The 22814-nt window shown below is 75.5% G+C and carries 19 protein-coding genes and 1 pseudogene; 13 read left to right on the top strand and 7 right to left on the bottom strand.

Going from position 1 to position 22814, the window contains the following annotated elements:
* The first annotated feature begins 344 nt into the window (after positions 1-344).
* Both J7I94_RS37325 and J7I94_RS37320 read left to right on the top strand, forming a co-directional pair.
* Positions 345-746: an SRPBCC family protein gene (locus J7I94_RS37325; protein WP_215174732.1), complete on the top strand. Its 402-nt coding sequence runs from the start codon at positions 345-347 to the stop codon at positions 744-746.
* A gap of 91 nt (positions 747-837) precedes the next feature.
* Positions 838-1464: a hypothetical protein gene (locus J7I94_RS37320; protein WP_215174729.1), complete on the top strand. Its 627-nt coding sequence runs from the start codon at positions 838-840 to the stop codon at positions 1462-1464.
* Between the two features lie 34 nt (positions 1465-1498).
* Here the strand turns inward: J7I94_RS37320 and J7I94_RS37315 are convergent, their stop codons facing one another.
* Complete coding sequence (locus tag J7I94_RS37315) at positions 1499-1909, bottom strand: SH3 domain-containing protein (protein WP_215174727.1); 411 nt, start codon at positions 1907-1909, stop codon at positions 1499-1501.
* Positions 1910-2076: 167 nt separating this feature from the next.
* Here J7I94_RS37315 and J7I94_RS37310 point away from each other — a divergent pair.
* Positions 2077-3323: pseudogene (locus tag J7I94_RS37310) on the top strand (cytochrome P450).
* 9 nt (positions 3324-3332) lie between these two features.
* Here the strand turns inward: J7I94_RS37310 and ctaD are convergent.
* Complete coding sequence (gene ctaD, locus J7I94_RS37305) at positions 3333-5045, bottom strand: cytochrome c oxidase subunit I (protein ID WP_215174725.1); 1713 nt, start codon at positions 5043-5045, stop codon at positions 3333-3335.
* Positions 5046-5281: 236 nt separating this feature from the next.
* Between ctaD and J7I94_RS37300 the strand changes: the two genes are divergently transcribed.
* The 3 genes from J7I94_RS37300 to J7I94_RS37290 all read left to right on the top strand — a co-directional run bounded on the left by J7I94_RS37300 (position 5282) and on the right by J7I94_RS37290 (position 8286).
* A complete protein-coding gene (locus tag J7I94_RS37300) occupies positions 5282-5476 on the top strand; it encodes a hypothetical protein (RefSeq protein WP_215174723.1) in 195 nt (64 codons plus the stop codon).
* Positions 5477-6383: 907 nt separating this feature from the next.
* Positions 6384-7682 carry a cation:proton antiporter gene (locus J7I94_RS37295; protein WP_215174721.1) on the top strand — a complete coding sequence of 433 codons (1299 nt, stop codon included), beginning with the start codon at positions 6384-6386 and terminating at the stop codon, positions 7680-7682.
* 160 nt (positions 7683-7842) lie between these two features.
* Entirely contained in the window at positions 7843-8286 is a 444-nt protein-coding gene (locus tag J7I94_RS37290) for a hypothetical protein (protein ID WP_215174719.1), read from the top strand.
* Between the two features lie 250 nt (positions 8287-8536).
* Here J7I94_RS37290 and J7I94_RS37285 read toward each other — a convergent pair whose 3' ends face one another.
* On the bottom strand, positions 8537-9679 hold the full coding sequence (locus J7I94_RS37285) for a S1 family peptidase (RefSeq protein ID WP_215174717.1): 1143 nt from the start codon (positions 9677-9679) through the stop codon (positions 8537-8539).
* Positions 9680-9856: 177 nt separating this feature from the next.
* On the bottom strand, positions 9857-10765 hold the full coding sequence (locus tag J7I94_RS37280) for a hypothetical protein (protein WP_215174715.1): 909 nt from the start codon (positions 10763-10765) through the stop codon (positions 9857-9859).
* Between the two features lie 491 nt (positions 10766-11256).
* Here J7I94_RS37280 and J7I94_RS37275 point away from each other — a divergent pair, with 491 nt between their 5' ends.
* Positions 11257-11769: an SRPBCC family protein gene (locus J7I94_RS37275; protein ID WP_215174714.1), complete on the top strand. Its 513-nt coding sequence runs from the start codon at positions 11257-11259 to the stop codon at positions 11767-11769.
* Positions 11762-13390, top strand: a complete 1629-nt coding sequence (locus tag J7I94_RS37270; RefSeq protein WP_215174713.1) for an NAD(P)/FAD-dependent oxidoreductase — start codon at positions 11762-11764, stop codon at positions 13388-13390. Before J7I94_RS37275 ends, J7I94_RS37270 begins: the two co-directional genes overlap by 8 nt.
* 145 nt (positions 13391-13535) lie before the next feature.
* Here J7I94_RS37270 and J7I94_RS37265 read toward each other — a convergent pair whose 3' ends face one another.
* From J7I94_RS37265 to J7I94_RS37255, 3 genes are all read right to left on the bottom strand, one after another.
* Entirely contained in the window at positions 13536-15089 is a 1554-nt protein-coding gene (locus tag J7I94_RS37265; RefSeq protein WP_215174712.1) for an FAD-dependent oxidoreductase, read from the bottom strand.
* A gap of 115 nt (positions 15090-15204) precedes the next feature.
* Entirely contained in the window at positions 15205-15942 is a 738-nt protein-coding gene (locus J7I94_RS37260; RefSeq protein ID WP_215174711.1) for a class I SAM-dependent methyltransferase, read from the bottom strand.
* A 39-nt stretch (positions 15943-15981) separates the two neighbouring features.
* Positions 15982-17175, bottom strand: coding sequence for a lycopene cyclase family protein (locus J7I94_RS37255; RefSeq protein WP_215174710.1), 1194 nt, complete (start codon positions 17173-17175; stop codon positions 15982-15984).
* Positions 17176-18037: 862 nt separating this feature from the next.
* Between J7I94_RS37255 and crtI the strand changes: the two genes are divergently transcribed.
* From crtI to J7I94_RS37230, 5 genes are all read left to right on the top strand, one after another.
* Positions 18038-19525, top strand: coding sequence for a phytoene desaturase family protein (gene crtI, locus J7I94_RS37250; RefSeq protein WP_215174708.1), 1488 nt, complete (start codon positions 18038-18040; stop codon positions 19523-19525).
* Positions 19522-20490 (top strand): phytoene/squalene synthase family protein, encoded by a 969-nt coding sequence (locus tag J7I94_RS37245; RefSeq protein ID WP_215174706.1) that lies wholly within the window; start codon positions 19522-19524, stop codon positions 20488-20490. Before crtI ends, J7I94_RS37245 begins: the two co-directional genes overlap by 4 nt.
* A 9-nt stretch (positions 20491-20499) precedes the next feature.
* A complete protein-coding gene (locus tag J7I94_RS37240) occupies positions 20500-21498 on the top strand; it encodes a DUF5914 domain-containing protein (RefSeq protein ID WP_215174704.1) in 999 nt (332 codons plus the stop codon).
* A gap of 82 nt (positions 21499-21580) precedes the next feature.
* Positions 21581-22054, top strand: a complete 474-nt coding sequence (locus J7I94_RS37235; protein WP_215174702.1) for an MSMEG_6728 family protein — start codon at positions 21581-21583, stop codon at positions 22052-22054.
* 9 nt (positions 22055-22063) lie between these two features.
* Positions 22064-22582, top strand: coding sequence for a MarR family winged helix-turn-helix transcriptional regulator (locus J7I94_RS37230; protein WP_308114854.1), 519 nt, complete (start codon positions 22064-22066; stop codon positions 22580-22582).
* Positions 22583-22814: the final 232 nt, after the last annotated feature.

Raw genomic sequence — 22814 nt, 5'->3', positions numbered from 1 at the left:
CGCTGCTGGAGGTCGACGAGGTAGACCACGGCGTGCTGGAGTGCCAGGGCCTTGGCGCAGCGCGTCACCGCGGTGGACAGATCCAGCGTCAGGTGTTCCGGATCGGCGAGGAACTCGTACAGCCGCCCGGCGTCCGGCTCTGCCGTCGACACCTCGTCCTCCCTCGTCGTGCGGGTGGGGCACGTCGTCCTGGATGAGTCACGCACCGGCCGGGTGCGTTGCGCGCCAGTCTGGCACCGCCCGCCGTGCCCCGCCCGCCGAGCGCGGCCGGACGCTTCGACCGCGCCGGACCGGGCACGCGGGGGTGTGGCAGGACCACCCCCGAGCCGAGGAGCGGTGCCGCGATGACCGAGTACGAGCGTTCCCGCACCATGCCCGCCGACGCCGGACGCGTCTTCGACCAGGCCGCGGACGCCGGGCGGCTGGACACCTGGATGCCCCGCGACCTGCACGTCCGCGTCGAGGACCCGCCCGCCGTCACCGTGCACGAGGACCGCACCGACCAGGACACCTCCGCACTGCTGCGGGCCCGTCCCGAGCAGCTGCGGCTCGAATGGGGCACCCGCGACGAGGGTGCCTACGCCGGCTGGCTCCAGGTCGCCGGCCTGGAGGGCGGCACCAGCGAGGTGACGGTCCACCTGTCCTTCTTCGACGACAGCCACGACCCGGGGGACCGGGCGGTGGCCGACGCCCTCGACACCAGCCTGCGGCGGCTGGAGGAACAGGTACGGCGGCACACCGGCTGAGCGCCGCGCGCGCCGCACGGACGCGGGGGCAACCTTTCAGCGGCATGCCGGGTCATACGGTGCATAACCGACCGATCCACCTGGGGGAACCATGTACGTCCGTGCCCGTGCGGCCCGCCTCGCCGTCGCCGCGTCGGCGGCCGTGGCCGCGCTCGCCGTGGCCGCCGTCCCGGCCGCCGCCGTCCCGCCCGGCCTGTCGGGATCCGGAGCACCCGGATTCCTGGAACCGGCCGACTTGCCGCCGCACCCCTCCTCCGACTGGTCCGCCGGCCCCGTCACCGCCGGGCAGCCGGACCCGCTGCCGATGTGCGTCGGCGATGCCCTGCCCTCCACCTCCGCGCACCGCCGCTACTGGACCGAGTACGACACCGGCGCGCTCCAGGTCACGGTCGTGGAGCGGGACGAGGGCCGGGCGGCCGCGTTCGCCGCCCTGCTCCGCGACGGCCTGGCCGACTGCGCGCGCACCCTGGCGGACCAGGACCCCGAGGTCACCGCCACCCAGCGGTACTACGGCCGTCTGGACGTCGAGGAGGGCGCCGACGTCTTCGGCGTCCACACCGGCACCACCTGGGGCGCGTCCGACGTCGCCCTGTTCTCGGTGGGCCGGGACGGCAGGATCGTGACCGTCGTCCAGTGGGGCCAGATGGGCGCCCTCGCCGACGCCCCGGTCGACGCCTTCGAGGCGACCACCGTCACGGCCGTCGGCAAGCTGTCCTGACGGCGGCATCCGGGGGCGGGCCGGAGACCCGCCGTCAGCAGGTCGCCGAGGCGGGCAGGCCGCCGTACGGGCCGCCCTCGAGATGGACGGCGCTCACATGGCCGGTCAGGAGCCGGACCCAGACGTCGTCGCTGCGGCCGTTCCCGGTGACGGTCCCGCCGTGCGTCCAGCAGTAGGCGCCGCGCGGCCGGCCGGGCGCCACGGACCCGGCCTTCGCGTAGGACCGGGCGGGACCCGAGCGGACGTCGGCCGTCTCGTGGGCCTCGACCGTGTAGGGCGCCGCCGGGCCCCCGTCGCGGCCGACGCCGACGGGCGGGGCGGGGGCCGTGGCGGCGGTCGGGCCGGCGTCGGTGGCCGTGCCGGCGGCGGTGACGGCGAGCGGCGCGAGCAGGACCAGGGTCCCGGCCGCGAGCATCGCGACCCCGCTGGAGGGACGGTTCGGCATGTCTGTCTTCCCTGTGCTGATCTGCCGTGACCTGTACGGACGTACCGCGACGCGGCACCTGTCGGTCACCCGGCACTGTAGGGAGCGGGGAGCGCCAGGGGTCCCTGACAAAAGTCAGGGCGGACGCCGACGGGTGTCCCGGCGGCCGGCCAGGGCACCCACCCCGCATGAACGCACTGCGCCGCCCGCTGATGGACCGCACCCTCCCGGCACTGGCCGAGGGCTGCGCGTGGCTGCCCGACCGGATGCGTGAGAGCGACGGCCCCGTGGTCGCCACCCGGCTCCTCGGCCGCCCGGCACTGGCCGTACGCGGACCGGAGGCGGTGCGCCTCTTCCACGACGAGAGCCGCGTCCGCCGCCACGACGCCCTGCCCGGGCCGGTCCTGCACACCCTCTTCGGAGAGGGCGCGGTGCACACCCTCGACGGGGACACCCACCGCACCCGCAAGGCACTGTTCCTGCCGCTGCTCGAACCCGAGGAGGTCGCGGGCGTCACCGAAGAGGTCACCGCGGCCTGGGACGAGGCCGTCCGCGCCTGGAGCGCGCGCCCCCGCGTGGCGCTGTTCGACGAGGCCGGCGTGGTCCTCACCCGCGGCGTCTGCCGCTGGGCCGGCGTCCCGCTCGCCGAGGGCGAGGCGGTGCCGCTGGCCCGGGACCTGCCGGCGATGGTCGACGGGTTCGCCGGCCTCGGCCCCCGCCACTGGCGGGCCCGGCGCGCCCGCGCCCGCCAGGAGGCCCGGTTCGCCCGGCTGATCGAGGACGTACGGTCCGGCGCGGTCACCGCGCCCCGGGCTCGGTGCTCGACCGGACCGCCCGGCACCGCGACATCCCGGACGGGCCGCCGGACGCGCGGACGGCGGCGGTGGAACTGCTCAACGTGCTGCGGCCCACGGTCGCCGTCAGCTGGTTCGTGGCCTTCAGCGCCCACGCCCTGCACCAGTGGCCGCACCACCGCGACCGGCTGCGGACCGGCGACGCCGCCTTCGTCACCGCGTTCGCGCACGAGGTGCGCCGCTTCTACCCGTTCGCCCCCTTCCTCGGCGGCCTGGCCGTCACCGACTTGACCTGGCACGGCGCGACGCTGCCCGCCGGCGGCATCCTGCTGCTCGACGTCCACGGCCAGAACCACGACGAGGAGCTGTGGGGCGATCCGTACGCCTTCCGGCCGGAACGCTTCCTGGACCGGCCGGTCGCCGCCGACGAACTGATCCCGCAGGGCGGCATGGACCCGGCCACCGGCCACCGCTGCCCCGGCGAACGCGTCACCGTCGGCCTGCTGGAGGCCCTCGCGATCCGCCTCGCCCGCCTCACGTACACGCTGCCCGCGCAGGACCTGTCCATCCCCCTGCGCCGCGTCCCGACCCGGCCCCGCGACAAGGTGGTCCTCACCGGTGTGCGGGCGCCCGGCGTCTGACGCCGCCGGTCAGGGCCGGTCGCTCTCGTGGCCCGGCGCGTCCAGCACGTCGCGCTGTCCCGCAGTCTCCTTCTCGTCCAGCTTCGCCACCGCCGGGTGGTGCAGGTCGAAGGCGGGCGACTCGGAGCGGATCCGGGGCAGCGCGCAGAAGTTGTGGCGGGGCGGCGGGCAGGAGGTCGCCCACTCCAGGGAACGCCCGTAACCCCAGGGGTCGTCCACCGCGACCGGCTCGCCGTAGCGGGCGGTCTTCCACACGTTGTAGAGGAACGGCAGGGTGGACAGGCCCAGCAGGAAGGCGCCGATGGAGGAGACGGTGTTCAGGGCGGTGAAGCCGTCGGCGGCCAGGTAGTCGGCGTACCGGCGGGGCATGCCGGCGGCGCCGAGCCAGTGCTGCACCAGGAACGTGGTGTGGAAGCCGGCGAACAGCGTCCAGAAGTGGACCTTCTCCAGGCGCGTGTCGAGCATCCTGCCGGTCATCTTCGGCCACCAGAAGCTGAAGCCGCCGAACATCGCGAAGACGATCGTGCCGAACAGCACGTAGTGGAAGTGGGCGACCACGAAGTAGCTGTCGGTGACGTGGAAGTCGATCGGCGGTGATGCCAGGAGCACGCCGGTCAGACCGCCGAAGAGGAACGTGACGAGGAAGCCGGCCGCCCACAGCATCGGCGGCTCGAAGGAGAGCGAGCCCCGCCACATCGTGCCGACCCAGTTGAAGAACTTCACCCCGGTCGGCACGGCGATGAGGAAGCTCAGGAAGGAGAAGAAGGGCAGCAGCACGGCCCCGGTGGCGAACATGTGGTGCGCCCACACGGTCGCCGACAGACCGGTGATGGCGATGGTGGCGCCGACCAGACCCGTGTAACCGAAGATCGGCTTGCGCGAGAAGACCGGGATGATCTCGCTGACCACGCCGAAGAACGGCAACGCCAGGATGTACACCTCCGGGTGCCCGAAGAACCAGAACAGGTGCTGCCACAGGATCGCCCCGCCGTTCTCGGGGCTGAACACCTGCGCCCCGAACCGCCGGTCCGCCTCCAGCACCAGCAGCGCCGCGGCCAGCACGGGGAAGGCCAGCAGCACCAGTACCGAGGTGAGCAGCACGTTCCAGGTGAAGATCGGCATCCGGAACAGCGTCATGCCCGGCGCCCGCATACAGGCGATCGTGGTGATGAAGTTGACCGCCCCGAGGATCGTCCCGAACCCGGTCAGCGCCAGCCCCATGATCCACAGGTCGCCCCCCACATAGGCGCTGTGGTCGGCGCCGCTCAGCGGTGTGTACGCCGTCCAACCGAAGTCGGCGGCGCCCTGCGGGGTGAGGAAACCCGCCAGCACGATCAGCCCGCCGAAGAGGAACAGCCAGTACGAGAACATGTTCAGCCGCGGGAAGGCGACGTCGGGGGAGCCCAGTTGGAGCGGCATGATCGCGTTGGCGAACCCGGTGAAGGTCGGGGTGGCGAACAGCAGCAGCATGATCGTGCCGTGCATCGTGAACGCCTGGTTGTACTGCTCGTTGGAGACGATCTGCAGTCCCGGCCGGGCCAGCTCCGCCCGGATCACCATCGCCAGGGCGCCGCCGATGAGGAAGAAGCAGAACGAGGTGATCAGGTAGAGATGGCCGATCCGCTTGTGGTCGGTGGTGGTCAGCCAGGAGATGATCACCCGGCCGCCGCCGCGGGGGACTGCCTCCCGCACCGGAGCGAGCGGTTCCGTCTGTGTCGCCATCAGCTTCCTCGGGTCGGACCCATCAGTACTCCTGCGGTATTCCGACACCACGTCAGACGTCCACGGACAAGGGGCCGGATGGCTGATCGTTTTCTCTCCACCGGGTGTGTCACGGCCCTCGCCCCGGGCCCGTCCCTGCCGGTCCGTTCACCCGAATGGCCCCCGCACGGTAGGGGTGACACCCCGACTCGGTGTCTCCTGGAGAGTGACAGCGGCGTCCAACCTGGGAGGCCGGTATGTACGAGATGTGCGTAGGCCCGGAAAAGCCGGGCGGAGCCCTGGTGTGGCATGTGATGGCCAAACAGGCCGCGGCGACGTTGTGCGGGCAGAAGCTCCGCCGACGTATCGCGGCGACCGACGGCGAGCGGGCACGGCACTGCCCGGACTGCATGTCCTCGTTCGAGAAACTCATGGCCACCACGCCGTGCTGACCGACCGTCGGCCACGGCGCCCGGCCCGCGGGGTCATGTGCCCGGTGATCCCCGCGTGTCCAGGGTGCCCACACCGTTCGTGAGCCGGCCCCGCCGCACATCCCGCGGCGGGGCCGGCGCACGTGCGCGTGCCGCCGGCCGGACCATGCACACAGGGCCGTGCTCCTCCGGCGCTCGGCCGGGCGGACACCCGGGTTCCCGCACCGGGCGGACACCCGGGTTCCCGCACCGGGCGGACACCCGGGTTCCCGCACCGGGCGCGGCAGCCGGCCGACCGGCGGGGCGGCGGTGGACCACCCGGACGGCGGAGTGTCCCCTCCCGCGGGCCGGGAAGCCGCAGGCCGTACCCGGGCGTCATGTCCTCCCGCGCCCGGGTACGGCGGTGGGTCGCGGCCGGCATCCCCGAGTCGGCCGCGGCCCTCTCGCGCGGCGGGCCGGCTCCGGCGTACTGGGTGCCGGCCTCCCGCGGAATTGGGTGTCACCCCCGATGGTCGCCACCGCCGCGACATGTGACGGTGGAGGCACGCCGCGCCCCGGTCCGCCGGGGCGGGGGAGGCGGCCGCGAGCCCGGACGCAGCCGGGCCGTAGCGGCCGGGACCGCGTGCCGCGTGCCGCGTGCCGCGTGCCGTGGTCCGGCCGGGCACGCCGCCTGTTCCGTGCAGGGCACGCCGTCGTGGTCCTGGCAGGGCCGGCGGACCGCCGTACCGCCGTACACCGTCGTCGCCTCCTTCCCGTACGGCCGTTCGCGCCCGCGTTCCTGTCGCCGCCCGGTGGGCCGGCGGTTCCGGACGGTGTCACCACAGATGAAGACAGCCGAAACAGCCGAAACAGTCCAAAAGGAGGACCCGCATCCACCCCCGTGAAGTGAAGCGATCCCGACTCTCCGCGTGGCCGAAGGCGGTGCGACATGGGGCACGCTGACACCCTGCTCGCCATGGGCGGCGCGTTCCTGGCCGCCGCGTTCCTGGCCCGGCTCGGCGGCCGGATCGGGCTGCCGACGATCCCGCTGTTCATGCTCGCCGGCATCCTGCTCGGCCCGCACACCCCGGGCTTCGTCCTGGTGGAGGACGCGCACGACTTCGAGATGCTCTCGGCGCTCGGGCTGGTGCTGCTGCTGTTCTACCTGGGCCTGGAGTTCCACCTCGACGACCTCAAGAGCGGCGGCAGGCGGTTGCTGACCGCGGGCGGCGTCTACCTGGTGCTCAACGTCGGGGCCGGCCTGGGCTTCGGGTTCGCCCTGGGCTGGGGGCTGCGGGAGGCGCTGGTCCTGGCCGGTGTGCTGGGCATCTCCTCGTCGGCGATCGTCACGAAGATCCTCATCGACACGGGACGCATCGGCCGTCCGGAGACCCGTCTCGTCCTCGGCGTCATCGTCGTCGAGGACATCTTCCTCGCGCTGTACCTCGCCGCCCTCCAGCCGGTCATCAGCGGGGCCGAGGGATTCGGGGAGATGGCTCTCCAGGCGGGCAAGGCGTTCGGCTTCCTGCTGGTGCTGGCCGTCGCGGCCCGCTACGGCACCCGGCTGGTCGGGCGTCTGATCGCCACCCCCGACAACGAGTTGCTCGTCATCAGCTTCCTCGGGGCCGCGGTGCTCGTCGCCGGTGTCTCGGAGGTCCTCGGGGTCGCCGACGCGATCGGCGCGTTCATGGTCGGCCTGATCCTCGCCGGGACGCCCTCCGGGCCCCGCGTCCGGGAGCTGGTGCATCCGCTGCGCGACGCGTTCGCCGCCATCTTCTTCTTCGCCTTCGGGCTCGCCATCGACCCCGGCGACCTGGCCTCCGTCGCCGTACCGGTCGCCGTGGCGGCGGCCCTCACCCTCGTCATGAACGTCGTCGCGGGGCTGTGCGTGGCCCGCGTCTACCGCTACGGGGCCGAGCCCGCCGCGGAGATCGCCACCACCCTGGTGGCCCGCGGGGAGTTCGCGCTGATCCTGGCCGCGATGGCCGCGAGCGCGGGGCTGGACGCGCGGCTCGCCCCCTTCATCGCCGGCTATGTCCTGGTACTCGCCGTGCTCGGTCCGATCGTCGCGGGGCGGGCGCATGTGCTCGCCTCGGGCCTGCGGGCCGCCCGCGCGCTCCTCGTCGGCCGCTCCGGGCGGGACGGGGACGGGGAGGGGGACCTGAAGGGGGAGGACGCCGCCGGCATCGACGACGACGCCCCGACGGAGACGTCCGCCGCCCCGCTGCCCGCGGAGGCCGAGCGGTAGGCGGACCCGACGGCGACGGCCCCGGGGACCCGTCCGGTCGTGACAGGGGCGTTATTCGGCCGGGCCGCCGTACCGTCTCCGCGCCGGTGGGACAATCTGCCCGCAGGATGGGCAGCCGACGTCGTGGTCGACGCCGCCCGGGACCGGAAGGAGCCGTCAGATGGTCGAGTGGGTGCCGTTGGGCCGCGGTGCGCGGCCCGTTCCCCAGCCGGTGGCGGCTCCGCTGGTGTGGAGCGGGGCCTTCTGCGGCGCGCTGGCCCTGGTGGCCCTCCTCAACAGCGTCGTCGGCCCCGGCCGCCCGGGGCTCGCCCTGTCGGTACTGTCCCTGCTCGCCGCCGTACTGGGACTGTGCGCCCGGTTCACCGCCGCCCCCGGCACGGCCGTGCTGTGCTGGCTGTCCCTGAACGGCTTCGCCATTCCGCCCGCCGGCACCCTCACCTGGGCCGGCGCCCGGGACGCGGGCTGGCTGGCCTGCCTGTTCGCCGCGGCCCTCGGCGGCACGGCCCTGGCCCGCATACGCCACGCCCGCGCCGCCTACCGCCGGCTGACGACGGCGGGCGGGTACGAGGCGCGGGGGACCGGCTGGGGCGCGGGGGACGACTGAACGGGTCCGCCGTGAGCTGATCTCCGGGCTGATCCCCAAGCTGATCTCCAGGGACGCATACCGCGGGCCATGCAGGCCACGGAGCAGGTCGAGGGGGCGCGGCACCGTGACCGGCTGAGCCCCACGGGCGACGGGCCGGGGGCGCTCCGCGCTCCGGGCTCCGGCCGAAGGGGACGGCGCCCGTACTCGCCGTCCCCGCCCGGAAGGGGCCCGCCCGCCGGTGGCGGACCCCGGTGCGCCGCCGGGCCGGTCAGGCCGTGTGCAGGGTCAGCCCGTAGCGGTTGAGGATCTCGTTGACCGGCTGGAACCAGGTCTCGCCGCCGCTGGTGCAGTTGCCCCAGCCGCCGGAGGTGACCCCCTGGGCCTGGTCGCCGCTGATGAAGGAGCCGCCCGAGTCACCGCCCTCGGCGCAGACGCTGGTCTTCGTCATCTGGTGGACGGCGCCCTGGGCGTAGTTGACCGTCTCGTTCTTGGCCAGCACGGTGCCGCAGTGCCAGTGCGTGGTGGACCCGGAACGGCAGATCGACGCGCCGATCGGGGCCTCCGCCGAACCACGCACCAACTGGTCGGAGACGGTGCCCCAGCCGAGCACGACCGGCACCGTCCACCAGCCGCTGCCGACGCTGACCCAGGCGTAGTCGTTGTCGGGGAACGACGAGCCCTGGAACGTACCGATGTACGAGCCGTCCCAGCCGCTCACCCCGGCTCCCGCCCCGCCGCAGTGACCGGCCGTCACGAACCCGCCGTGCACCGAGAAACCGATGGAGCAGCGGACGTTGCCCGTGTAGTACGGGTCGCCGCCGACCGTGCCGGCGGCGAAGGTGGACGGCGTGTCGGTCACCGTCCGCACGGTGACCGGGCCGGCCGTACGGGCCCGGTCCAGGAAGCGCTGGACATCGTTGTCGGCGCGCTCGTCCTCGACGACCTCGACGACCACGGAGTTGGCGGCCGGATCGACGTGCCAGCCGGCGACGCCCGACGGCGCGGAGAAGCCGTCGATCCGGGTCTTGGCGGCGTCGAGGGCGCGGGCGCTGTGCTCGACGGCGCGTACGCGGGCGCCGGTGGCCTCGACGGCCTCCGTCGTCGCGGGGGGCGCGTCGGTGGTGACGGCGACGGTCAGCCGTCCGGTGGCGGCGTCGAACCACGACCCGCCGAAGGCGCCGCCGGCGGCCCGGCGGGCGACCGGCTCCAGGTCGGTGGCCCGTTCCTCGGCCGCCAGGCGTTCCTCGGCCTGCGCCCGGGTGAGGCCGAAGTCCTCCTGCATGGCCTGGAGGAGACCGGCGGAGGCCGGTGCCTCGTCACTCGCCGAGGCCGGCAGGGAACCGGCCGCGGTCCAGCTGCCGAGCATGAGCAGGACGGCCAGCCCGGCGTGCTTGAGTCTGCTGCGTCTCACGGGAGTTGCCCTTCGTCGTTCCAGCAAGGTGGGGGTGGAACAACCGCTGTCGGAGAGCGCTCTCACAAGGGGTTGGGCAGAGCTTAGCCAGGCCGGTGCCGTCAGGTCCATGCCAATGCGGGACTCGGTGGGCGCAGGGGTTGTCTCGCCCTGCCCCGGCTGCCGTGCCGCGCGCTCTCAGGGGCGCCCGCCCCGGTACAGATCGCGTTCCACGAGGATCAGGGAGCGCTCGCGCACGCAGTCGCCGTGCACGACCACCTCGCAGGGGCCGAGGCCGTCGATGGCGGACTGCACGGCCGCCAGCGCCTCGTCGAACCGCCGCAGCCGGCGCAGCGCCGACGCCTTGCGGAGCAGGGCCTCGGCCCCCAGGCCGTGCGCGAACGCCGGGGCACGCAGCAACTCCAGCATTCTGCGCGGCTGTTCGGGGAGATCCTCACCGAGCCAGAGACCGTGCAGCAGGGCGTGCACGACCTTCTCGTCGTGGGCCGCCCGGGCCAGTACGGTCTCCAGCAGCGGGAGACCCGACACCTGGGACCGCCCCAGGAGGGCGAAGGCGCGCACGGCGGCGCTGTACGGGTCGAGGCCGGCTCCGTCGTCCGGCGCGGCGGCGAAGAACTCCTCGATGTCGCCGCACCGGAAGTCGTAGCGCAGGGTCGTCAGGAAGCAGTGCCACAGGGCCCTGCCGTACGGCCTGCCGGGATCGGTGCCCGCCACGTGCGGGCCGGCGAGGAAGACCAGGGCGCTGCGCCCCTCGGCGCGGGCCCGCCAGGCCAGGTCGCCCGTCAGCCGCGCCGACTCCTCCCAGCCCGCCCCGGCCAGCGCCAGCCAGGCCGCCGCCTCCCGCGTCCAGTCGCGTCCCGAGGCGATCTCCTCGGCCACCCGGGTCCGCACCATCACCCAGCCCCGGTCGCGCCCGGCCGGACCGCCCTCGGTCAGCGCGTGCGCCACGGCGTCCGCCGCCCGGGGCAGCCGCCACAGGCCGCGCGCGGTGTGCTCGGCGACCGGCGTCCAGCGCGAGGGCAGGCCGTCGACCGCCTCGACCGCCCGCCGCAGGCCGGGGTCCCGCGCCACGTCCATCGCGTTCATCGAAGGAGACCTCCTGGTGACGGTGGTGGTCCATGTCTCCCGTGCCCGCGCCGCCGTGTAACCCGGTGGGCGGTCCGGTCCCGCACCGGGCGGCCGATACGAGGCGGAAACGACGCCAGTCGTCCGTGGCGCGCGCCGGTTCGGACCGGCGGCGCCGCAGAACCGGCTCCGCGGCGTCGTCCGCCGCGAGACCGCCGACGCGCCGGCCGCCCGGCCCCGGCAGTCCGTGCCGGGATCCGTGCCGCGGCCCGCGCCGTGGCGGCGGTCGGCGCGCCCTCGGCAGTGCGGGCGACCGACCCGGCCGGCCCGCCCGGCGGACGCCGCTGCGACGGCTGCGGGACGCCCCGGGCGGCGGGCCCGCCCCCGAGCCGTTCTCCGCCCGCGAAGCCGGCAATCGCCGTGAGCCTGGTTGACGGGGCGCGGAACGGGCACTCAGTGCGCGGTGCGAACGCGCCGTCGGTTGTGCACAGGATCGGACAGGGGAGAAGCGCGTGGCAGTGCGTCATCGACTGGTCCAGGCGAGCCCGCGGTCGGTGTGGGCGGTACTCGCCGATCCCGACAGTTACGTGAAATGGGTGGTGGGTCCCTCCCAGGTCACCCCCGAACGGGGCCGTTGGCCGGAGGTCGGCGCCGCCATCCACTACGAGGTGTGCCTCGGGCCCGTGCGGCTGACCAACGAGACGGTCGTCCGCCGCTGCGAGGAAGGCACCCTGCTGGAACTGGAGGCCAAGGCGGGCCAGCTCGGCACGGCCCGCATCGCCGTGGAGCTGCGGCCCTGGGGCGAGGACTGCCTGGTCATCGTCGACGAGCACCCGCTGCGCGGACCGGGCGGGATGCTCCACAACGCCGGAGTGGAACTGATCATCCAGCTGCGCCACCGCGCCATGCTGGCCAGACTGGCGGAGCTGTGCGAGGCGAGGGACGGAACGGACGGCGGGCGCCGCCGGGGCACCCCGGCCCGGCACGGGGCCGCCCGGACCGAGCCCGGAGCGGGCCGTGCCTGACGCCGTGGTGATCGGCGCCGGCCCCAACGGACTGGTCGCGGCGAACCTGCTGGCCGACGCCGGCTGGAGCGTGGAGGTCCTGGAGGAGCAGCCGGAACCGGGCGGCGCGGTACGCCACGACAGCGGGGTCGCCCCCGGCTTCGTCAGCGACCTGTGCAGCTCCTTCTACCCGCTGGCCGCCGCGTCGCCCTTGCTCGCCGGACTGCGTCTGGAGGACCACGGGCTGCGCTGGAGCCACGCGCCCCACGTCCTGGCCCACCCGCTGGGCGACGGCACCTGCGCGGTCCTCGACCGCGACCCCGGCACCACCGCGGCCTCCGTCGACGCCTTCGCGCCCGGCGACGGAGCGGCCTGGCACCGGCTGCACGAGGTCTGGGAACGGTACCGGCCGGACATCCTGGACGCCCTGTTCACCCCCTTCCCGCCGGTACGGGCCACCGCCCGGCTCGCCCTGCGGCTGCGCGCCGGGGGCGCCCTGCGGCTGGCGCGCACCCTGGTGCTGCCGGTGCGCCGCCTGGGGGAGGAGGAGTTCCGGGGCGAGGGCGGCAAGCTGCTCCTGGCCGGCAACGCCCTGCACGCCGATCTGGCCCCGGAGGCCGCCGGCAGCGGGGGCTTCGGCTGGCTGATGTCCATGCTCGGACAGACGTACGGCTTCCCCGTCCCGGTCGGCGGCTCCGGCGCCCTGACCGAGGCGCTCGTCCGCCGGCTGCACGCCCGGGGCGGCACCCTGCGCTGCGGGCGGCGCGTCGACCGGGTGCTCGTCCGCGACCGCCGTGCCGTCGGGGTGGTGACCGCCGACGGCGAGACGGTCGCCGCGCGGCGTGCCGTGCTCGCGGACGTGTCCGTGCCCGACCTGTACGGCACCCTCGTCGACCCGGCCGACCTGCCCGCCCAGGTCCTGGACGACCTGCGGCGCTTCCAGTGGGACTTCGCCACCTTCAAGGTCGACTGGGCGCTGGACGGCCCCGTGCCGTGGCGGTCCGAGGCGGCGGCGCGGGCCGGGACCGTGCACCTGGCCGACGGCCTCGACGAACTGACCCGGTTCATGGCCCAGATCTCCCAGCGGCAGGTACCCGACCGGCCCTTCTGCCTGTTCGGGCAGATGACGACGTCCGACCCGTCCCGCTCACCGCGCGGTACCGAGTCGGCCTGGGGCTACACGCACGTCCCGCACGACATCCAGGGCGACGCCGGCGACGAGGGGCTCACCGGCCGCTGGGACGCCAAGGAGCAGGAGGTCATGGCCGACCGGGTGGAACGCCAGGTGGAGCGGTTCGCCCCCGGCTTCCGTGCCCTGATCCGCGCCCGGCGCGTCCTGGCCCCGCCCACCCTCCAGGCGCTGGACCGCAACCTGTACGGCGGCGCCATCAACGGCGGCACCACCGCCCTCCACCAGCAGCTGTTCTTCCGCCCCCTGCCCGGCACCGGACGCCCGGAGACACCGGTGGCCGGCCTCTACCTGGCCTCCGCCGGCGCCCACCCGGGCGGCGGCGTCCACGGGGCGCCCGGCGCCAACGCGGCCCGCGCGGCCCTGCGCCGGCACCGGGGCGTGGGGCTGGAGCGTCTGCAACGTACGTTGACTCGGCGCGACCGGATCGGCGACCGGCGCCCTGCCCGGTAGGGGACGCCGGTACGCGTTCGGCTGCGGGCGCGTCGTGGCCGGTCGCGCAGTTCCCCGCACCCTTCAGCCGCGTGCAGTGCACGTCCCTGAAGGGGCGGGGGGGGGGAACTGCGCGAGCAACCGCAGACGACCCGCACCCGAACCCCTACACACCAGTGCTCCCGCGCCGGGCCAGCGCCCGCAGCACCGCGTTCCGCCCTCCGTCCGGCACCGTCCACAGTGTCGCCCCCCGCACCCCCCACCGCTCCAGCAGCGCGGCCGCCGCGAGGAAACCGGAGGTGGCCGCGCGTTCCATGAGGGCCACGGGCAGCCCCGTGCGCACCAGGTCCCCGGCGACGACGAGCGCCGGGTCCGGGGTGCGGACGGTGAGCCGGTCGGCATACCCCCCGACGGGGAACAGCGGGCAGTCCGCCCGCCACTCGTGCCGCTCGGCGACGACCCGCGCCGCCCGGGTCTCCGGCCAGACCCGGTGCAACTGCCCCGCCAGCCGCTTCTCCTCGACGTCCCGGACGGCGGTCCCCGGCAGCGCGTAGGCGTGGAGTTCGACGACCGAGCCCCCCGCGCGGGCCGCCCAGCGCGCCGCCTCGCCCTCCCAGTGGGAGAGCACGCTGACGTTGTCCAGCGTCCCGTAGCCGCTGGTGCCGAGGAAGCCGGGGCGGCCGGGCGCCACCGGCCGGTCCAGCCACAGACGGCTCACCAGGAACGGCGGCGCGGTCCGCAGCCGCGCCACCCGGTCCCGCCAGGCCGGGTCACCGAGTTCCGGCGAGCGGCCCACCACCGTCCGCAGACCGCCGGTGTCGAGGGCGAGCACGACGGCGTCGTACCGCCGGGTGCCGCCGGCGGCGCTCACCTCGTGGCCGCCGCCCGGGTGCGGACGTACCGCCTCCACCGGCGTGCCGGTGCGCACCCGCGCGCCGCGCGCGACGAGGTGACGGGCCAGCGGATCCCACAGGACCTGCGGGAACGGTTCGCGCGGTACGTCGAACAGCAGTCCCTCGCTGGAGCCGAGGAAGTAGATGTGGAACATCAGCGCCATCTCGGCGGCCGACAGCTCCCGGGGGTCGGCGAAGAAGCTCCGGGAGAACACCTCGAAGGCCAGGTGCCGCGCGGCCGCGGGGAAGCGCAGGGCGTCCAGGAAGTCGTGGGCGCTGACCCGGTCCAGTTGCCGGTGGACGCGGCCGGCGCGGATGTCGAGCAGCGGCAGGGCGGCGGCGGGGCGCAGCGCCAGCAGGTCCCGCAGACCGAAGCTGGGGCTGAGGGCGACGAAGCCGAGGGCGCTGAACGGGGGCGTGCGCGGCACCCGGCGGAAGCCGTCCCGCAGGCCGTCGGCGTGCACCAGCGGGTAGTCGGGCAGCCCGGTCAGCATCCCCAGTGCCGGGTCGGCACGACGCAGCAGGCTCCGCAGGTTGTAGTACTGGCGGAAGAAGGCGTGGAAGCCCCGGCTCATCGTGGCCGGCGTGCCGTCGGGCAGGGTGACCGGCCATCCGGCGACCCGGCCGCCGAGCACCGGCTCGCGTTCGTACAGGACCACGCGTACGCCCCGCTCGGCGAGGAGGGTCGCCGCGGCCAGCCCCGCGATGCCGCCGCCGACCACCGCAACCGACGGCGGATCGCCGGTCACCCGTTCCCGCCCCGGCCGCGCGGGCAGTGCCCGGGCCCGCCGGTCCCGGCCCGGTACCTCGCGGCCACGCCGGTTCATCGGACGCCTTCCCGGTCCGCCGGCCCGGACGGCGGACCGCCGGCGACCCGCTTCCGGACCGGCCCGGACACCCGCGCCCGCCGCTCCGGTCCTGGTGCCTGCCGCACACGCCGGCTCATCGGACGTCCTCCCGGCCCCCGGGCGCCGGACGCCGGGCGAGGAAGGTGTGCGTGACGCCGGTCTGCCAGCCCGGCAGCGGCAGCACCCGGACCCGGTCGAAGCCCGCCCGGCCCAGCCGCGCACCGAAGGCCGGCGCGGTGTCGAAGTACAGGACGCTGCGCCACAGATGGCGGTACAGGCCCCGGTTCCCGGTGGCCGTGCCGAGCGGCAGCACCACCCCCCGGCACACCGCCGACCACACCAGACGGTCGGCGCGCCGCCCGCCGAGCGCGTAGTCGTGCACCGCCAGCACACCGCCCGGCGCCAGCAGTCCGCGCACCGCGCGCAGCACGGTGTCCGGGTCGGACAGGTTGCGGAACAGGTACGCGGCGAACACCGCGTCGAACGGGCCCCGCACCCCGGCGCGCTCCAGCCCCTCGGCCGGCGCGCGCACGAACCGCACCCGCGCCGGCCAGGTCTTGGCCCGCGCCCGGCGCAGCATCCCCGCCGACGCGTCGACGCCGGTGATCCGCGCGGCGGGCAGGGCGACGGCCAGCGCCGCCGTCGAGGCACCGGTGCCGCAGCCCAGGTCCAGCACCCGCCGTACCGGCGCGTGGCCGGCGCCCAGCGCGAGGCGGCGGGCGGAGCGGCGCAGGTGGGCGTGGTAGCCGGGGTTGAGCGCGACCAGCCGGTCGTAGGTGTCGGCGCCGTGGTCGAAGGCGGCGGCCAGCGCGGTGTCGCGCAAGAGCGGCATGGTGAACTCCAGGACTCCAGGGCTCCGGGGCGGAGACGGTCAGGGGGCGGCGGGGCGGCGGCGCAGCCACGGCAGTTCCGCCGCGGTCCGCAGCATCGGCAGGACCGGTGTGCGCGCGCCGACCACGAGGTCCTCGTACAGCAGGGTCCGGCCGTCCAGGAAGCGCAGCAGCCGCCCCGCCGGTACCCGGTCGAACAGCCGGAAGAACAGGTCGGGGCCGTCCACCCGGCCGGTGTCCAGGGCACGCAGCAGCACCGCGTCCATCAGCCGGGCCCGGGCTGGGTACGGGGGCGGCGGCACCGGGCGGCGGCCTGCCCGGACCGCCCCGGCGACGGCGTCCGACTGCCGTTGCACGGCGGCGAACGTGTACCCCGTGGAGGGCCGGGTCGCGCCGCCCGCCACGCCGATCGGGAAGACCGGCCCGGCGGGCCGCCGGGGGAAGAGCGCGTCGGTCATCGGGATCACACCCTGCTCCGTCGACAGGATCCGGGTGGCGCCGGTGCCCAGGACGCGGCGCGTGTAGTCGTCCAGGGCGCGGTCGTACGCGGCCCGGGTGAGCGGGGCCGGACCGAACTCCGTGTACTCGACCAGGGCGGTGCGCCGGCCGGTGGGCAGGACGTAGCCGAAGGACAGGCCGCGCGCGGGCTGTGGGGTGCGGAAGTCCATCAGGTCGACCACCGCCGGGTCGAAGACCGGCCGTTCGGTACGGACGAACCAGCCGCGGAAGTGCTGGAGCAGACGGGTCCGGGCAGCCGGCGGGCGGGGTGTCGGACGGGAGTCGAACACCCAGCGGGCGCGCAGCTCCACGGGGCCGCCCGCGGCGTCCGTGCCCCGCACCCGGACGGTCCCGTCGGGCTGGGCGGCCACCGCGGTGACGGTCGCCTCGACGCGCCGCGTCAGCGGACGCCCCGCCAGATCACGGTCGACCAGGGACTCGAAGTCGTCGGAGCGGATCATCTTGTAGCGCAGCGGCGCGATGTGCCGCCGGACCACCGCGCCCCGCGGGCCGCGCACCCGCAGCCACTCCCAGGACGCCGTCACCGCGGGGTCGAAGCGGCCCGGTCCCGCCTCCCAGAAACACCAGGTGCGTGCGGGCGCCCGCAGCGGGCCGGGCGGAGCGCCGACCAGGGCGACGGAGGGAGCGGTACGGCGTGCGCCCGCCGCCGGCAGCCGGTGCGCCAGCGACAGGCCCGCCGCGCCGGCCCCGACGATGACGATGTCCGTGTCCAGCACGACCGCCTCTCTCCGTCCCGCCCCGCCCCGGGACCGCCCCGGGACCGACCCGGTGTCGGTCCCGCGTCGGTCCGTGGCGGCTTCGGCGGGAGTATCGCGTCCCGCCGCCCGTCCCGGACACAGCCGCGCCGCAGGTACGGCGCCCGGCGCCGCCGAGCGGGTGAGCGGCGTACGTGATCGGGCGAAGGCGGCGTGGCGCGGCCCCCGCCGGGGGAACACATGAGCCCACCCGCGGGGGCGCCACCGGAACGGGCGGCCGACGGCCGGGGACCGTGTCCGGAACGCCCCACGGCACCGAACGACCTCACGGGGAGAGCCTGGACCGCCACCGACGACAAGACAACGGAACGACGGAACGACGGAACGACAACACGACAAGGCAACGAGACGACGAGACGACGAGACGACGAGACGACGAGACGACGAGACGACGAGCTGACGGAAGGACACGTGATGCGCTCCAGCCGGGCCGGCCACACCCCGCACGACACCCGCCCGCGCGCCCGGCACGCCGCGGCGCCGCTCGCCCGCCCGGCCGGGTCGCCGGGTGCCGGTTCACCCGGGCCGCGCGCCGCCGCCGCTGCCGTCCGGGTCCCGTTCGCCGCCGACCGGGAGCACACCGGCCGGGAGCACACCGGCCGCGGCACCCCACGCGGGCGCCGGCCGGCCCCGGCCACGCCCCGCGACACGCCGCGCAGGCAGCACCACCCGCACCACCCGCACCACCGGCACCACCCGCACCACCCGCACCACCCCGCGACACGCCGCGCACCGCAGCGGCTGCTCCCGCCCCCGCCACGCCCGCCTCCCCGGACCGGCCGCCCCCCGCCGAGCCGCCGCCGGGCGTCGGGCAGGGCACCCGATGACCCGCACGGTCCCCGGCCGTACCGACCACGTCGTGGTCGTCGGTGCCGGGCTGGCCGGGCTGTCGGCCGCGCTGCATCTGCTGGGCGCCGAGCGGCGGGTGACCGTCGTCGAGCGCGAGGCGGTGCCCGGCGGCCGGGCCGGGCGGCTGGAGCGCGGCGGCTACCGCTTCGACACCGGGCCCACCGTCCTGACCATGCCCGACCTCGCCGACGAGGCCTTCGCGGCGGTCGGCGAGCGGCTGCGCGACCGCGTCGACCTGCTGCCCCTGCACCCCGCCTACCGGGCCCGGTTCGCCGACGGCAGCACCCTCGACGTGCACACCGACCCGGGCGCGATGGAGGCCGAGGTCGAGCGGTTCGCCGGCGCCCGGGAGGCGGCCGGCTACCGGCGGCTGCGGACCTGGCTGACCCGGCTGTACGCCGTACAGATGCGCCGGTTCATCGACGCCAACTTCGACTCGCCGCTCGGCCTGCTCACCCCCGACCTCGCCCGGCTGGCCGCACTCGGCGGCTTCGGCCGCCTGGACACCCGTATCGGACAGTTCCTCGACGACGAGCGGCTGCGGCGGGTCTTCTCCTTCCAGTCCCTGTACGCCGGGGTCGCCCCGGCCCGGGCGCTGGCCGCGTACGCCGTCATCGCCTACATGGACACCGTGGCCGGGGTCTGGTTCCCGCGCGGCGGCATGCACGCACTGCCCCGCGCGATGGCCGACGCGGCCGTCGCCGCCGGGGCCGAGCTGCGCCTCGGACACGCCGTCACCCGCCTGGAACGGTCCGGCGACCGGGTCACCGCCGTCGTCACCGACCAGGGGCGCGTCCCCTGCGACGCCGTCGTCCTCACCCCCGACCTGCCCGTCGCCCACCGGCTGCTGGGCCGCCGCCCGCGCCGCCCGCTGCGGCTGCGGCACGCGCCCTCCGCCGTGGTGCTGCACGCCGGCACCACCCGCACCTGGCCCGAACTGGCCCACCACACACTCTCCTTCGGCGCCGCCTGGCGCCGCACGTTCGACGAACTCACCCGGACCGGCACCCTGATGACCGACCCGTCCCTGCTCATCACCCGGCCCACCGCCGGCGACCCCTCACTCGCCCCCGAGGGCAGGCACACGCACTACGTCCTCGCGCCGTGCCCCAACACCGACATCGGACCGTCGGCCGCGCACTGGGCCGACCTCGCCCCCGGCTACCGCGCGCGGCTCCTCGCCACCCTGGAACGCCGCGGACTGACCGGCCTCGCCGCCGCCATCGAGGAGGAGTGCCTGGTGACCCCCGCCGACTGGACCGCCCTCGGCCACGCCGCCGGAACCCCGTTCTCGGTGGCCCACACCTTCGCCCAGACCGGCCCGTTCCGGCCCCGCAACCTGGTGCGGGGCACCGCCAACGCGGTCCTTGCCGGCTGCGGCACGACCCCCGGCGTCGGGGTGCCGACCGTCCTGCTCTCCGGGAAACTGGCCGCCGCCCGCATCACCGGGGGCCGGCGATGACCGCGCGCGAACTGGACGCCGCCGGCATCACCGACCCGACCCTGCGCGCCGCCTACACCAGGTGCCGCCGCCTCAACGCCCGCCACGGACGCACCTACTTCCTCGCCACCCGCCTGCTGCCCGCCGACCGCAGACCGGCCGTGCACGCCCTGTACGGCTTCGCCCGCCGGGCCGACGACATCGTCGACGACCTGGCCGCCGCGCCCGCCGAGGAACGCGCCGCCGCCCTCGACCGGCTCGACGCCCGGCTGCGCACCGCCCTGGCGGGAGGCCCGGCCGACGGAGACCCGGTGGTACGCGCCGTGGCCCACACCGCCGCCCGCCACGCCATCGACCCGGCGCACTTCACCGACTTCATGGCGTCCATGCGCAGCGACCTGACCGTCACCGACTACGCCACCTACCAGGACCTGCGCGCCTACATGCACGGCTCGGCCGCCGTCATCGGCCTGCAGATGCTCCCCGTGCTGGGCACCGTGACCTCCCGGGCCACCGCAGCCCCGCACGCCGCCGCGCTCGGCGTCGCCTTCCAGCTGACCAACTTCCTGCGGGACGTCGGCGAGGACCTGGACCGCGGCCGGATCTACCTCCCGGCGGACCTGCTGGCCGCGCACGGCGTCGACCGGGCGCTGCTGGAGTGGAGCAGACGCACCGGCCGCCACGACCGCCGGATCACCGCCGCCCTGCGCGCCGCCGAGGACCTCACCCGGTCCGTGTACCGCGAGGCCGTGCCCGGCCTGGCGATGCTGGACCCGGTGGCCAGGCCGTGCATCCGCACCGCCTGCGTGCTCTACCGGGGCATCCTCGACGCCATCGCGGCCGGCGGGCACGCCGTGCTGCACCGGCGGGCCGTGGTGCCGCGCCGCCGCCGCGCGCTCGTCGCGGCCGACGGGCTGGCCCGGGTGGCCGCGGCCCGGCTGCGGGCCCGCGGTCCGGTGTCTCTGCCGTCCGAGACCGGAGTGTGAGGAGGCCGAATGAGTCCCGACCCGGGCCGTCACCCCCTGCGGCTCAGGCGCCGCCCCGTCCCCTGGGAACGCCAGCCGCCGACCTGGCGCGCGGCCCGGCCCGCCGTCATCGCCGGGGCGCTCAAGCGAGCCCGGGCCCGCCCCTCCGGCAACTGGTACGTCATCGGCGCCCGGACGGACGTACGCCCCGGCCGTCCGCTGGCGGCCACGGTCGCCGGCGAGGAGGTCGTCGTCTGGCGGGACGCGCGCGGACGCCTGGTGGGCGGACCCGGCGTCTGCCCGCACCTCGGCGCCCCGCTGGCCGACAGCCCGGTGCGGTGCGGCACACTCGTCTGCCACTGGCACGGACTCGCCCTGGACGGCACGGCGCGGGCCGGCTGGGAGCCGCTGCCGGTCCACGACGACGGCGTCCTGGTGTGGGTACGGCTCGACGCGGCCGGCGGCGAACAGCCCACCGAGGCACCCGTGGTGCCCGCACGGCCCGCGCTTCCGACGGCCGTCCGGTCGGTGTGGCGCGGAGCGGGCCGCTGCGACCCTCAGGACGTGGTGGCCAACCGTCTCGACCCCTGGCACGGCGCCTGGTTCCACCCCTACTCCTTCACCGACCTCACCGTGGTCCGGGAACCCGACGGGACCGACGGCGGCGACCGCTTCGTCGTCGACGTCTCCTTCCGGCTCGGCGGGCGGCTCGTCGTCCCCGTGCGCGCGGAGTTCACCGCGCCCGGACCCCGTACCGTGGTCATGCGCATCACCGAGGGGGAGGGGACGGGCTCTGTCGTCGAGACCCACGCCACACCCCTGGGCCCGGACGGCCTCGGCAGACCCCGTACCGCCGTCGTGGAGGCCGCGCTGGCCACCTCCGACCGGCCCGGATTCACGCTCGCCCGGCGGCTGTCGCCCCTGCTGCGCCCCGCGATGAGGGCCGCCGCCGGCCGGCTGTGGCGCGACGACCTCGCCTACGCCGAACGGCGCCGGCACCTCCGCGACCGCGGACGCTTCCCCGGCTGACCGACGGATGACTGACGCTGACTGGCGGCTGACCGGCGGCTGACCGATGTCCGGCCCGCGGATGACCCACGAGGACGAGGCCATGCAGACCTTCCTTCCGCACCCCGACTTCTGCGCGTCCGCCCTCGCCCTGGACCGCCGCCGGCTAGGCAAGCAGCGGGTCGAGGCGCTCCAGGTGCTGCGCGGTCTGACCGTGCCCGGTTACGGCTGGCGCCATCACCCCGCGGTGAAGATGTGGACGGGGTACGAGGAGGCCCTGGTCCGCTACGGCCTGGAGATCTGCCGCGTCTGGCGCGAGCGGGGACACCAGGACAGCTGCGCCGCCTCCCTCGTCGCCGGACTGGCCGGAGTGCGCCCCGGCGCCCCGGTGCGCGACCAGGCGGAACTGGCGGACGCCGGTGAACTGCCGCCCTGGCTCGGCGACGAGCCGTTCCACCGCAGCCACCGCTCGGCGCTGGTGCGCAAGGACCCGGAGACCTACGGCGCCCTGTTCCCGGACGTGCCGGACGACCTGCCGTACGTCTGGCCGGACTCCGACCGCGAGGGCCTTCTATAGGCTGACCGCGTGGCCAGTACGCAGGACCGGGACAGCCGGGGACGACAGCGGGGGACGGACGGCTCGCCGGGAGAGGCGCCCGGCGGGACCGACCTGCGGACCTTCGCCGTCCGGCTGCGCCGGATGAACGGCGAGATCAACCGCCTGGTACACGGGTTCGCCGCCGACCAGGGGCTGCACCCGACGGACGTCCAGGCGCTCGCGGCGATCCTCGACGCCGAGGAGCCGATGACCCCCGGGCGGCTGCGCGAGCACCTCGGCCTGACCTCCGGCGCCGTGACCGCCTGCGTCGACCGGCTGGAACGCGCGGGCCACATCCGCCGGGTCCGGGAGAGCGCCGACCGCAGGGTCGTCCACCTCCACTACGCCGCCGACGCGATGGCGGCGGCCCGCTCCTGGTTCCGGCCGCTCGCCCAGGCGACCGACGCCGCCCGCGACCGGTTCACCGAGGCCGAACTGTCGGTGGTGGCGCGCTTCCTCGCCGCCCTGAACGAGGAGATGGCCACGGTCGGCGCCGCCCGCCACTAGGGCCTGTCGTTTGGATCACGCCGCAGACGCGGGGTCTGGCACGCGCATCTGCGGCGTTGTCGTCACTCGCCGACGCTCCGCGTCGACTCCCTCCTCCGCCTTGCAGCTGCACGCACCAGACCCCGCTCACCGGCATGGACAAGTCCCGCCGATGTCCTGCGTCCTGATCCAAACGACAGGCCCTAGTAGCGACGGGACCGCGACACGCCCCCACCACAATGGACCCCATGAC

It is taken from the genome of Streptomyces sp. ISL-12, assembly GCF_018614415.1.
In the GTDB taxonomy this organism is placed as follows: domain Bacteria; phylum Actinomycetota; class Actinomycetes; order Streptomycetales; family Streptomycetaceae; genus Streptomyces.
The sequence above is the reverse complement of the archived record's forward strand: the minus strand, read 5'-3'. Positions and strand labels throughout refer to the sequence as shown.